Origin of the sequence: Streptomyces sp. E2N166, assembly GCF_003671715.1 — a bacterium.
GTDB classification, from domain to species: domain Bacteria; phylum Actinomycetota; class Actinomycetes; order Streptomycetales; family Streptomycetaceae; genus Streptomyces; species Streptomyces thinghirensis.
Window position 1 is genome coordinate 312,400 of record NZ_RAIF01000006.1, and the last position, 11,906, is coordinate 324,305.

13 protein-coding genes and 2 pseudogenes are annotated in these 11,906 nt (G+C 70.3%); 3 read left to right on the forward strand and 12 right to left on the reverse strand.

What is annotated here, in order from left to right:
- Window positions 1–13: 13 nt before the first annotated feature.
- The 6 genes from EBH09_RS01710 to EBH09_RS01735 all read right to left on the reverse strand — a co-directional run bounded on the left by EBH09_RS01710 (window position 14) and on the right by EBH09_RS01735 (window position 5,514).
- Window positions 14–550 carry a hypothetical protein gene (locus EBH09_RS01710; RefSeq protein ID WP_121745259.1) on the reverse strand — a complete coding sequence of 179 codons (537 nt, stop codon included), beginning with the start codon at window positions 548–550 and terminating at the stop codon, window positions 14–16.
- Window positions 551–686: 136 nt separating this feature from the next.
- Window positions 687–1,619, reverse strand: coding sequence for a class I SAM-dependent methyltransferase (locus EBH09_RS01715; RefSeq protein WP_121745260.1), 933 nt, complete (start codon window positions 1,617–1,619; stop codon window positions 687–689).
- 89 nt (window positions 1,620–1,708) lie between these two features.
- On the reverse strand, window positions 1,709–2,812 hold the full coding sequence (locus EBH09_RS01720) for an NAD(P)-dependent alcohol dehydrogenase (RefSeq protein WP_121745261.1): 1,104 nt from the start codon (window positions 2,810–2,812) through the stop codon (window positions 1,709–1,711).
- Window positions 2,809–4,236 carry an aldehyde dehydrogenase family protein gene (locus EBH09_RS01725; RefSeq protein ID WP_121746183.1) on the reverse strand — a complete coding sequence of 476 codons (1,428 nt, stop codon included), beginning with the start codon at window positions 4,234–4,236 and terminating at the stop codon, window positions 2,809–2,811. The genes EBH09_RS01720 and EBH09_RS01725 overlap by 4 nt, the downstream gene beginning before the upstream one ends.
- An 11-nt stretch (window positions 4,237–4,247) precedes the next feature.
- Window positions 4,248–5,000 carry a (5-formylfuran-3-yl)methyl phosphate synthase gene (locus EBH09_RS01730; RefSeq protein WP_121745262.1) on the reverse strand — a complete coding sequence of 251 codons (753 nt, stop codon included), beginning with the start codon at window positions 4,998–5,000 and terminating at the stop codon, window positions 4,248–4,250.
- Between the two features lie 271 nt (window positions 5,001–5,271).
- The gene (locus EBH09_RS01735; protein ID WP_121745263.1) at window positions 5,272–5,514 is read right to left on the reverse strand and encodes a DUF6411 family protein; all 243 of its coding nucleotides are present in this window, start codon (window positions 5,512–5,514) and stop codon (window positions 5,272–5,274) included.
- A gap of 204 nt (window positions 5,515–5,718) precedes the next feature.
- Here EBH09_RS01735 and EBH09_RS01740 point away from each other — a divergent pair, with 204 nt between their 5' ends.
- Complete coding sequence (locus EBH09_RS01740) at window positions 5,719–6,141, forward strand: DUF6003 family protein (protein ID WP_121745264.1); 423 nt, start codon at window positions 5,719–5,721, stop codon at window positions 6,139–6,141.
- A gap of 10 nt (window positions 6,142–6,151) precedes the next feature.
- On the opposite strand, the pseudogene EBH09_RS01745 reads toward EBH09_RS01740, so the two are convergent.
- The 4 genes and pseudogenes from EBH09_RS01745 to EBH09_RS01760 all read right to left on the reverse strand — a co-directional run.
- A pseudogene (locus tag EBH09_RS01745) lies at window positions 6,152–6,316 on the reverse strand (SRPBCC family protein); the annotation flags it as partial.
- A 188-nt stretch (window positions 6,317–6,504) separates the two neighbouring features.
- Window positions 6,505–6,918 carry a DUF4190 domain-containing protein gene (locus tag EBH09_RS01750; protein WP_121745265.1) on the reverse strand — a complete coding sequence of 138 codons (414 nt, stop codon included), beginning with the start codon at window positions 6,916–6,918 and terminating at the stop codon, window positions 6,505–6,507.
- A 213-nt stretch (window positions 6,919–7,131) separates the two neighbouring features.
- The gene (locus EBH09_RS01755) at window positions 7,132–7,665 is read right to left on the reverse strand and encodes a GNAT family N-acetyltransferase (RefSeq protein ID WP_121745266.1); all 534 of its coding nucleotides are present in this window, start codon (window positions 7,663–7,665) and stop codon (window positions 7,132–7,134) included.
- 168 nt (window positions 7,666–7,833) lie between these two features.
- The gene (locus tag EBH09_RS01760; protein WP_202977416.1) at window positions 7,834–8,613 is read right to left on the reverse strand and encodes a GNAT family N-acetyltransferase; all 780 of its coding nucleotides are present in this window, start codon (window positions 8,611–8,613) and stop codon (window positions 7,834–7,836) included.
- A gap of 914 nt (window positions 8,614–9,527) precedes the next feature.
- Here EBH09_RS01760 and EBH09_RS01770 point away from each other — a divergent pair.
- Both EBH09_RS01770 and EBH09_RS01775 read left to right on the forward strand, forming a co-directional pair.
- Entirely contained in the window at window positions 9,528–10,286 is a 759-nt protein-coding gene (locus EBH09_RS01770; RefSeq protein WP_121745267.1) for an IclR family transcriptional regulator, read from the forward strand.
- An 83-nt stretch (window positions 10,287–10,369) separates the two neighbouring features.
- Window positions 10,370–10,774 carry an STAS domain-containing protein gene (locus EBH09_RS01775; RefSeq protein ID WP_121745268.1) on the forward strand — a complete coding sequence of 135 codons (405 nt, stop codon included), beginning with the start codon at window positions 10,370–10,372 and terminating at the stop codon, window positions 10,772–10,774.
- 211 nt (window positions 10,775–10,985) lie between these two features.
- Here EBH09_RS01775 and EBH09_RS01780 read toward each other — a convergent pair.
- A pseudogene (locus tag EBH09_RS01780) lies at window positions 10,986–11,360 on the reverse strand (hemerythrin domain-containing protein); the annotation flags it as partial.
- A 61-nt stretch (window positions 11,361–11,421) separates the two neighbouring features.
- On the reverse strand, window positions 11,422–11,844 hold the full coding sequence (locus tag EBH09_RS01785) for an ATP-binding protein (protein ID WP_121745270.1): 423 nt from the start codon (window positions 11,842–11,844) through the stop codon (window positions 11,422–11,424).
- Window positions 11,845–11,906: the final 62 nt, after the last annotated feature.

Sequence of the window (11,906 nt, forward strand, 5' to 3'; positions counted from 1 at the left end):
TGAGCGGCCGGATCTACTCGATCAGCGCGTCCGCGGCGATGACCAGGAGCCCGATCAACATGTCGACGGCCCCCGCGCGGCAGGAGGACAGCCAGCCGAGCCCCGCCGTGCGGGCTGCCGAGACTCCCAGACCGAACAGGCCGACGGTGTTGAACAGCAGAGCCACCTGGACCGCAGTGTCCTCCGTCCACCACTCCGCGACGGCGCCCAGCAGAAGCAGCACGGTGGGCAGCACGGCAGCCGGCAACGGCCATTCGGCGAGCACCGCCCGCAGCCTGCTGGGGGTGGCCGTCCCCTCGCCGGACGCACGCCGGGCGATGACATGCGCGTACCCGTGAGCGGCACCCGATGCCAGCGCGGTGAGGAGAACCCACAGCGCGTCCGGACCGGGGTCGGCCTCCTCGCCCGGCACGTCCAGCGCGGCCACCATGGCGCTGGCCAGCACCAGGCCGTAGATGCCCCTGAACAGCAACCGCTCCGCCAGGCGGGGGGCGAGGCCTCCCGTCGGTACGGTTCCCTCGGGCTGGAAGTGCTGGGCGGGGTCGGGCATCGCATGGCCTCGGTGCGGGAAGAGGAAGCGGTCGCCATATGCTCACCCCTACGTCGCCGACGCACACGCCGCCACGCGGGTTGACCGCTCCGGCAACGCGTCGGACGCGACTTCGACCCGCGCGAGCGGGACGCCGCTAGCGCGCCGAGCGCGGCTTGTCCGCGAAGACCCACCGGTTGCCCGCGAGGGCGTCGTTCTCCTCGGGCAGCGGGCCGCGGCCGTGCCGGTGGGTGAAGTCGAAGGGGGTGCGGACCGATGTGGACCAGCCGCTGTTCGCCAGCTGGGCCGCGGAGTCGGGCCTCGGCTCTCTGCTGAACAGGTGCAGCAGGTCGATACCGAGTTGCTGGTGCGTCGACCTGTACAGCGGGCTGTCGCGGTACTCCATCAAGTCCCTCTCGAGCTTGACCTCGAACGCCAGCGCGCTGCCCGCCGTACTCAGCCGGTCCACCATGCTGATCAGGTAGGTCTCGGCCGCATTGGGCAGGTAGAACAGCAGGCCCTCGGCCAGCCACACGGTGGGCACCGCCGGGTCGAAGCCGGCTGCCGTCAGCGCGCCGACCCAGTCGGCGCGCAGATCGACCGCGACCGGTACGCGCGCCGTCACCGGTGTCGCCGACAGTGCGCCCAGCACCTCGTGCTTGAACGCGAGGACACCGTCCCTGTCGATCTCGAAGATCACGCAGTCGGGTGGCCAGTCGAGCCGGAAGGCCCGTGTGTCCAGCCCCGCCCCGAGCAGGACCACCTGGCGGGCGCCGCCGTCCCGGACCGACCGGAGGACGAAGTCGTCGAGCACGCGGGTCCTCAGCCCGAAATAGCGGGCGAAGCGCCCCCACAGCGGGCTCGCGTCCCCGTCCGGCGCCTGGTGCAGGCGGACCGGCCAGTGTGCGGACGCCGGGGCGGAGAGCACGAAGTGCTCCGCGTAGACGTCCTGGGCGAGGCTGTCGGAGCGGTGGGTCTCGATCGCCCGTGCGGCGGCGACCAGGAGGGCGGTGAGACCGACCCCTCCCTCCACGCCGTCCATGCCGTCCCCGCCCTCCGCGCCGGTGCTGCGATGTGCCGTATCGGCCATGCGTTCTCCCCTGGTGCGAGTGGTACGAGTGGAGGCCGGCGTCTGAAGGGGACGGCAGCTCAGGTCGGACGCGTCGTGCGAGGCCTGCTTCACCGCTGCCGCCCTTCCGGGATCAGGACGGGTTTGACGACGCGGCCCGTCTCACAGTCGCGTTCGGCCTCGTTGATACCGGCGAGCGGATAGGTACGGATCAGCCGGTCGAAGGGAAACCGATCGGCCCGCCAGAGGGCGGTCAGCCGCGGGATCAGCAGTCCGGGGACCGCGTCACCCTCGCAGATGTGGGAGATCCTGCGCCCGCGGTCCAGCGTGCCCGGCTCCAGCGGCAGCGCGGTGTGCAGCCGTGCCACCAGGCCGAGGTGCCCGTTCGGACGCAGCGACCGGAGCGCATCGTTGATCAGTTTCGCGGAGCCCGTCGTGTCCAGCGCGTACCGCGCTCCCCCGCCGGTCAGTCGCTGGATACGGTCGGGAAGTCCGGCCGATGCGGCGTGCAGCGGAAGGGCGTGGAATCGCTCGGCCAGGGCCAGCCGTTCGGGGTGGCGGTCGACGGCCACGGTCACCGCGCCTGCGGCGTGCGCCGCCATCACCGCGGCCAGTCCCACCGCTCCCGCGCCGAAGACCGCGAGAGTGTCGCCCGGCCCGACGCCGAAGGAGTTGAGGACCGCTCCGGCGCCGGTGAGGAAGCCGCAGCCCAGCGGTCCGAGCAGTTCGAGGGGGAGCGCGGGATCGACCCGGACGGCATTGCGGGCCGGGACCATCGCGTACTCGGCGAACGAGGACTGGCCGAACCACCGAGGAGCCATTTCCGTGCCGTCGGCGCCGGTGAACCGGCCGGCCTTCTCCTTGCGCCCTCCGAAGAGGTTCAGCGAGGCGAAGGAGTCGCAGTACGCGGGGGCCGCGCCCATACAGTTGTGGCAGTGGCCGCAGGAGTCGAAGCTCAGTACGACGTGGTCGCCGACGTTCAGACCGGTGCGGGCGCCGCCCGTCTCCACGACGGTTCCGGAGCCCTCGTGACCGAGCACGGCCGGGAGCGGTGAGCGGCCCGCCGAACCACGGACCGCGAGGTCGGTCCGGCACATCCCGCAGCCCGCGATCCGGACCAGGATCTCGTCCTCGGCCGGCCCCTCCTCCAGCGTCACCTCCTCTACGGTGAACGGGTCCTCGTACGAGCGCAGTACCGCCGCGCCGAACTTCACTTCACGCCTCCTCGGGAAGCCTCCTCGGGCCGGTGCACGACGAACGGGCTGAGGTTCCCGTAGAGACCCCACGGTCCGCCCGCGACGCCGACACCACTCTCCTTGACACCGGCGAAGGGCTGCGCGAAGGACAGTTCGGCGTGGTGGTTGATCCACGCGGTTCCGCACTCCAGGCGGTCGGCCACCGCCGCGGCCAGGTCGAGGTCGGTCCCCCACACCGAGCCGCCCAGCCCGAAACCGGTGCCGTTGGCAGCCTCGACGGCCTCGTCGAGGGTTCCGTACGACAGCACCGGCAGGACGGGGCCGAACTGCTCCTGCGTAACCACCGGGCTGTCGGCCGGCACGTCGGCGAGGATCGTCGGGGCGAAGAAGTATCCCGGCCGGTCCAAGCGGTGCCCACCGGCGGCGGCACGGGCACCGTCGGCCAGGGCCCGGGCCGTGTAGCTCTCGACGCGGGCCAGTTGAGGGGCGTTGTTGACCGGTCCGAGCTGCGAGTGGGGATCGAGGCCGGGCCCGACGACGGCCGTCTTCGCCCGGTCCGCCAGCGCCTCCACCACCCGCGCGTGGAGACGGGCCGGGGCGTAGACGCGCTTGACCGCCATGCAGACCTGCCCGCAGTTGCGGAACGCCGCCCAGAACAGCCGGTCCGCGCTCGCCTCCACATCGACGTCGTCCAGCAGGATGGCGGCGTCGTTGCCACCGAGCTCCAGGGTGACCCGTGCGAGCGAGGCCGCCGCGCTCGCGGCGACGGCCCGGCCCGTGGCCGTCGAACCGGTGAAGCTGACGTGCCGGATTCCCGGGTGCGATGCGAGCCGGGCACCGAGTGGCTCACGCCCGGTGACGATCGTCAGTACCCCGTCGGGCAGGACGCCGGAGAGGACGGACCCCAGCAGCCGGGTGGCGAGGGGCGTGAACGGAGAGGGCTTGAGCAGCATGGTGTTGCCCGCGGCGAGCGCCGGCGCGAACTTCGCGGACGCGAGCTGCAGGGGGAAGTTCCACGGGACGATGGCGGCGACGGGCCCGAGCGGTCTCCACCGGAGTTCGCTGCGTACGGGGCGGCCGTCCGTGATCGGCTGGGGCCCGGCGTCCAGCTCGGCGAAGTAGCGGAGCCGGGCGGCGGTACGGGTCACCTCCGCGTACGACTCGGTCAGCGGTTTGCCCTGCTCACGGGTGAGCAGAGGGGCGAGATCGGCCGCTGCCGCCTCAACGGCGTCCGACGCCGCGAGCAACGCGGCTCTGCGGGCGCCTGGGTCGGTCCGCCAGCAGCGCCAGGCCGCGTGGGCGTGGTCGACGAGCGGGTCCAGCTCGTCCGGCCGGTGATCGGGAGCCTCGTCGAAGGCCTCGCCCGTCGCCGGATCGACGACGGTCAGGCCCCCGCCCCGGCCACCGGACCGTTGCGGGGAACGCGGGGAATGTCCTGTCACCACGGCGAGGGTCAGCTCGCGGTGGAGGCGGCCGCGTGCTCCCGGACATGCCGGTCCATCTCCGCCCGGAACGCCGCCACCAGGTGCGGCTGGATCCGGCCGGCGTTGCGGTCGCCGCCTTCGCAGACGGCACCGCGCACCCCGACGATGTCCGTCTCGATACGGGCCAGTTCTCCCAGGTCGCCGGCCTTGACGCTGCCCGCCAGCGCGGCGAGGAGTCCGGCGTCGTGGGCACACCGCACGAACTGCGCGCATACGTCGGGCGGAAGGTGGTCGAAGAGCCGGGTGCCGTCCTTGACCGCGGTGTCGAGCATGGCGGCGTCGCAGCCGGAACGGCGCGCGATGTCAGGCAGCGCGAGCGGGTTGACGCAGCCGATGCGGTGGGCGTCGGCGTAGCCGGAGGCGACGACGAACGCGTCCGCCCGGTAGTCCTTCACCGCGCGGACGACCCCTCGCATGACGTCGACGGCCTGTTCCGGCGTCGTGCACCCGTAGAGGCCGACCTTGATGTAGGTGGCTCCGGAAACGGCCGCACCGAGCGCCGCCTGGGCCACCGTGCCGGGCTTGTACGGTACGTCCCCCACGGTGGCGGAGACCGGTTTGTCCGCCGGCACCGCCGCGCGGATCTCCCTGATGACCCACGGGAAGTTCGCGCCGAGGGAGCCCTCGTCGGGCTTCTTGACGTCGACGATGTCAAGGTGCTCGGCCGCCTTCGCGCAGTCGAGGGCCTCGTCGACACCGTCGGGAGAGATGAGAAGCAACAAGGTGGAATCCTTCCCCTGCCTGTCCACCTGCCGAGGGCAGATGTGCGGATTCGCCTGGCTCACGTGCGGTCCGCACATCATTTCCGTGGGTGCCGGGCACCGGCAGGGCGCGCGGAGTGACGAAAGGATCGTTGCCACGACGCGCCCACGCCCCGCGCAACGCGCCGTCCGCGCCGAACCGGCGGCGCACAGATGCGCCGCCGGTTCGGCGGGGCGGACGATGCGCTGCTGACGCCGGCGCCGGCCCGGGTTGCTTGCTCGTGCGCCGGACTCAGAACGGCATGCGCCCCCTGGCCCGACGGCCTGCGGAACCGCTGCGCCCCAGAGCACGCGAGCTGGAGCGGAAGGGCTTGCTGAACAGCCGTCCCAGCGGGCCGGGAGCCTTCGAACCGGCCCGGGAACCGACGCCCATGGTGCGCTGGGCACCGTTCTGCGGATGGCGCGACAGTCGGGGCAGCAGGAAGGCGAGTGCCGCCAGTACGACGCAGAGGACGATGATGCCTGCGATGACCATGTGATGTCTCCTGATTTCGGGCCTCGGGGCTGCTGTCCGGACCTTCCTCGTGCCCCCTGATGGACGGTGCACGCGCGGTGTCTCTCCCGATCGGTCCTCGCGTCCCGGGCACACGGCGGTTCGCGCGTGCCGGAGAGGTGAGACGGGCGGTGACGGGTATAGGGAGGCCGTCAGGACACCGACTTCTCCCGTGAGGAACCGAGAATGACCGACGATGCCTATCTCGTCCTGCTGACCGGCACGCCCACGCCACTCGGCACACCACCCGCGGCCGTCGGGGACCTGGCCTGCATGGACACTCCTGCGGTCCGTGCGTGGCTCGACGCCCAGGGCGTTACCGCCTCGTCTCCCGGACTGCGCCTGCTGCCGCCCGAGGAGACGGCGGGCATCCCGGAGGACGCGGAGCGTCTGCCGGTCCCCCTGACCGAGGACGAACTGAGCCGCGTACGCCACAGTGTCGCGCCGGAGAGCGTCGCGCGCATGGAGGAGGAGTTGCTGGACTACCGTTCCCGTGCGGACGCCCGTGAGGCGCTGCTGACACGTGCACTCGCGGCCGGCGTGCCGGCGCACCGCGTCGCGGAACTGACCGGCGAGGAGTTGACCACCATCAAGGCGATCGCCCGCTGAAGGCGGTCAGTCACGGGGTGTGAGCCTGCTCCAGCTCACGCTTCAGGTTGCGCAGGGTCGTCTCGATGTTGCGGACCTGGAACTCGGCGAACGTCTTACCCGAGGTGACGAGCCGGTCGAAGGCGTTCGCCGCGAACGCGGGCCACGCGCGCCGGTCGTCGGTCCACGTCTCCGTTGATGCCCGGTCTTCGACACCGGCCCCCACCCGCCCGTTGGCCCGCGGCCGGATGCCGCCATGCATCCGCCGCGCCGCGACGCGGCGGCACGCTCAGCCCCCTACCCGGCCGTCGACGAGTTGCCCGCCACCGCCGACTGATCGGGTTCTCCGGTCGATGACCTGGGCGTCGTACACGGCCGGACAGATCAGTTGTTCACGTCCTTGTTGAAGTCTTCGGCACACGCCTCTCGTTCGCTCCGCGTGTCAGCGTGCTGGACGCAGTCATCGAAGTCCTTGAACTCGTCCGAGTTGAGGATCGACGCACCGATCGCGATGATCACGGCGGATGCGATCACTCCCAGCACACCGAGCACCGCGCCGACGACGGACATCTTGCCGTGCGGCGCTCTTCCGCCTCGTGCCTTGCGAGCTCCGACGATGCCGAGTATCAGGGCCAGGAGTCCGAGCACCACACCGCCGACGACGGTCCAGAAGAGCAGGACTGCCAGAATGCCGAGAACCAGTGCGGCTACGGCCAGCCCGTTGCTCCGCTTGATGCCGGTGTCGTGATGCGGCTGTGAGGTTCCGTTCGGTGTTGCGGAATGTTCCGGGAAGGACACGTCGTCACGCTCATCTCTTGTCCGGTTCCAAGGAGTTGCCGTAGCTGCCAAGTGCCCCGGAGCGGACGACGGATGTCTCCTTCTCATCCGGATGCTCAAGGAGTTCGGCATCCCGCCGCGTTCGATGCGTTCGATCGACCGTTCCCGGCACCGGACGATCACGCGGCTGAAGGATGCTCGTCCCCGACGTAAGTCAGTCGTTCGGTCCGGGTGCTACTCCTGGTACTGCGTCAGGTCGATGCCGAACATCGCGACGTCGTAGCCGTGGATTGGGTGCTGTGCCGTCCCTTCCGCCTGCATGCCGAGCTTGTCGAGTACGTTCACGGAAGCCCGGTCGCCCGTCCGGCAGACGGCGACCACACGGTCGAGGTGACGATCCTGCACGGCGAACTCCAGTGTCGCGTGCGCTGCTTCGGAGGCGTATCCCTGCCCCCAGAACACCCGCCCGAGCCGCCAGCTGATCATCACCTGCCCAGCGACCTCGGTCGGAGCGTCGGCCACGGAGAGGCCAACGGCTCCCACCACCTCGCCGGAGCCCAGGAGCTCGACCGCGAACATCCCGAACCCTTCCTCGTCCCATTCCTCCTCCCACGCCTCAATGTCCTCGGCCGTCTGCTCCAGGGAGCGTGGCTTGCCGTCGCCGATGCTCTGCATCACCGCCGGATCAGCGTGAATCTCGGACAGGGGGACAAGGTCATCGTCCAGCCAGCGACGCAGGACAAGACGAGGAGTTCGGATCTCGGTCATGATCCCATCTTCCCGCCGCGGAGGCGGGAAGGCTAACCGCGGTGCCGCACCCTGGGCGGCGTTCGCCTCCCCGGTGGAGGAGTGGACGTCGGGAGCGAGCGGGGCAGGCGCCAGGAGGCCAACGGCTGACTGACCGGACGTGATATGGCCATCACGGATTCGATCGTTTCAAAGAGTCGGTACCTCCGGCTCGAAGAGGTACGGCCGGGTAAAGGTGAGCACCTCGAAGCCGCGCTTGCGCAGGATCGGTTCGGAGGTGGGCAGCGCATCGGTGACCAGCAGCGCGCAGCCGCGCTTCCTGGCCTGCCGCAGCCGGGAGCCGACCACTGCGGTGAACAAGCCCTGCCGACGGTGGGTCGTCTTGGTCCGGGCGCCCGCCAGCTCGGCGAACCGGCTGCCGGCCTGGAAATGGACCCGTCCGCAGGAGACCGGCTCGCCCTGGGCATAGGCGATGTGCACGCTCATCACGTCAGGCCGCTCTTCGAGCAGCCGAGCCAGCTGCCGACGCTCATCCTCCGCGTCCCGCCGACCGATCTGCCGGGAGATCTCGGCGTAGTCGTCGAGCTCGGCGACATCGGTCACCTGGCGCACGTCGTAGCCCGAGGTGTCGAAGAGGGCCGATGACGCCTCGGCGACCGGGAGCACCAGCACCTGCTCCTCCTCGTCGGGCACGAAGCCCGCTGCTTCGAGCGCGGCAGCCAGACCCCGCTGCCTGTCATGGCCGTAGACCTTCCATTCCAGGGTGTAGCCGCCGGACCGGGCGAGTTCCCGCTCTCCGCGGACCAGTTCGCCGACCTCGCCGTCCGCCAGGTCAGCGAAGACGATGCGGCACTCCGAGCCATCCGCCGAGTACTCCCGCACCAGGCCGGCGTGGCCGGCGGCGACACCGCTCGCGCGCCGCAGGGCGTCGAGTTCCGCCAGAACCTCGGCTCTGACTGCTTCGTTCATGTCGGTCCCTCCTCGTCAGTCACCCTCGAACGCCCAGGCCAGGCCATTGCCCAGGGCTGTGGGCATGAAGTCGTCGCCGACCCGGCGCAGTGCCTCGACCGACCATCGGCCGCGAGTCCGCGCAGCATCTCGCCGGGCCTCGACGAGGTACGCGAACGCGACGCGTGTACGCCGCGGTGAACCGCTCGGCTGCGTCCCAGAGCTCGCCTTCGCGCTGCGGGTCGCAGGACTCCTGCGACGAGCGGTCCACGCGGCCGCGGTCGACGTAGGAGCCGGTCGGCGCCTGGGTCGTGCCGCGGACGATGTCGGCGAGGTGGCGGCCCGCGGTACTGCGGCTGGTGGCGAACGGGGTGAGGGGCATCACCGGCATTATGCGACGCATGGCGAAACGGGAGACGGGGCCCGCGTTGCGGGCGAGGCCGGTGCCGGGGACGAACCCCCTGAAGGTCGGCGGCGACCGGCGTCTCTTCGGCCGGCTTCTGGCCTGGGATCCGGGTGAGCAGGACGTGACGCCACGCCCACGCCACCTCGCACACCCCGAGGACATGCCTCCCGCGAACGCCTGCGGCCAGGTGACAAGGCATGTGCCGACCAGCACCAGCGCGACGCTCCGTGCCTCGTGGTTGACGGAGAGTATTTCGTCACGATCACGCAGCACCCCGATGGTCGTCCGAGTGATCACCGCCAGTGCCCCGTCTCCATTTCTGATGGATCGGCGTTCGATAGGCGCCTTCCGTGCCCCCTGGGTACGCCCCGGGCGGGGCGATGGCTTCGGCACCCACCGTCCCGCCCACACACACCGGCAGTGTGGGCAACCGGTCGGACTCGTCCTGCGAACGAAGGCCGCCGCATCGGGCATATCGGCCATCCTGTCCGACTTGCCCGGATGTGCACCCGCGAAGCAAGGTAGAGACATGGGTGGCAACGACGGCCCCACGCTCATCTCGTCGGTGCAGCGAGCTTTCCGGTTGATGGAGGCCGTGGGCGCGCACGAGAGCGGCGCACCGGCCAAGCAGCTGGCGCGCGAGACCGGGCTGGCCCTGGCCACGACCTACCATCTGCTGCGCACGATGGTGCACGACGGCTACGTGCGCAAACTCGACGACGGCACGTTCGTCCTCGGGGAGAGACTGGGCGCGCTGCACGGTGGAAGCCGCGGTCAGGCGGCGCTCAGCAGGATCCGCCCCACGCTCACGGAGCTGCGGGACGGCCTGTCGGCGGCGGCCTATCTGACCTTCTACGAGGAGGGCGAAATCCGGGTCGCGGAGATCGTGGACGGTCCGAAGGCTCCCCGCGTCGATCTGTGGGTCGGCTTCGAGGACGCAGGGCATGCCACGGCGCTCGGCAAGTGCGTCCTGCGCGAGCTGGACGGCGAGGCCCGCGCCGACTACCTCTCTCGCCACACGTTGAACGATCTCACTCCTCGCACCATCACCCACCGCGCCGAACTGCTGCGGCGCCTCGATGCCGCCCTCCACGGCCCTGCCGTCACCGATGACGAGGAGTACGCCCTTGGCACCGCGTGCATCGCCGTTCCCGTCCGCCAGGGGGACACCATCGGGGCGCTCGGTATCTCCTTGCGCGCCGACCGCACCGCCGGCCTTGAAAGCGCGGTGACGACGCTGGTCACGACCGCGGAGCGTGTGTCCCGGAGACTCTCGCTCACCATCTGAAAACCAGCTCCTTGCGCCGTCCAGCCGCAGCCCGTTCCATGGATGAAACGGGCTAAATCGGTCAGAGTGCAAGGGAGCAAGGCGTGTACGATCAGGGCGTCGCGGGACCGGACGGGGCGGTCGGCTGCCACGTGATGAACGGCTGGACGGTCGTCGAGGCGAACGGCGAGATCGACGTCGCCTTCTCTCCCCTCGTACGAGAAGCAGTGGTCCGTCTCCTGGCCGAGGGCCAACGCCACTTCGTTCTGGATCTGTGCGGCGCCCCGTTCCTGGACTCAACAGGGCTCGGCATGATCGTCGCCGTCACCAAGCACATCCAAGCCCGTCACGGGTCGCTGCGGATCGCCTGCGCCGACAAGCGGCTCCTGCGCGTCTTCACGCTCGGCGGCCTGCGCCCCGTGTACTCGTTCCACGACTCCGCCGAGCAGGCCACCGCACAGCCTCCCAGCTCGGAGGAGCTTGCCGACTGGCCACACCCGCGACACTGATGGACCGCTGCGACAACGCGAGCAGCAAGCGCATGTCGGCTGGTCCGCGCGATGGCCGCAGACTCGGCGAGTGCGCGACTGTCGACGACGAGTGGGTACGAGTGTCGTCGGAAAGTGTTGTGGTCCCGGTGTCCAGCGGGCCCGGCGGGGCGTCGAGACCCCCGTCCCGTCACGGAAGGTTTTCCGGGTGATGCGCCGCTTGTCGTATCCGTCACGGCTCGTTCAGCGATGAGCCGGGCCAAGGGGCCATCGGCGACGCATGACCGTCCAGGTATTGTGCGCGTGCCTCACGGCACGCCTGGCCCAATTCGGCACGGCGTTCGTCGCTGACGTTCTCCCGCGCGTCATTGAGGAGAGTCCGTTCTTCCTCGTCCGCGTGATGATTGACCGCCGTGACGAGTTCTTCCAGCTTTCCGCCCCACTCCTCGGAAACTGGGTCCTCCACTTGCAGCAGGGCGAGCAGCGCCTCGTTGGCTTCGTGGTGCTCATGGACGCTGTGTTCCACGTCGTCGCCGTCCACGTTCTTGTACCGGCGCAGGGCGGGGTAGACCTTGTCTTCTTCCGCCGAGGCATGCGCAACATTGAGCTACCGTCGGCCAGGCGTCCGTGCACTCGGTGCGTTGGCCGTCTTCCTGGGCGCACCTGTGTCAGGCGGCGGTTCCGGCCGTGCTCGGTGGGCGGAAGCAGGCGGTGACCGACTTGCCGTCGGGGCAGGGACGGGCTTCCCAGCCGTCGGCGAGCGCGTCGATCAGGAGCATGCCCCGCCCGCCGAGACGGTCACGGCTGGGTGCGCGAGGTGTGGGCGGGGCGGCGGCGTCGTCGTGCACGGTGACGTGCAGGCATCGGCCGTCCCAGGTCATCACGAGCCTGGCGGTGGAGTGCGCGTGGACGTGGGCGTTGGTGACCAGTTCGGACACGGTCAGCAGCACATCGTCCACCGTCTGCGGGTAACTGTGAGTCCAGCCGAGGGTCTCCAGGTGCGCGCGTGCCCAGTCGCGTGCCGTCTTCGGACTGGTGCCCATGGGCAGCGAGCGTGCCCAGCCCACTGCCCGCATCGACGATTCGTCCACTGTGCCCCCTACCCGCTTGGAACCCGGCCCTGTGCTGTCGCGTGTACCCGCTGCGTTGCCGT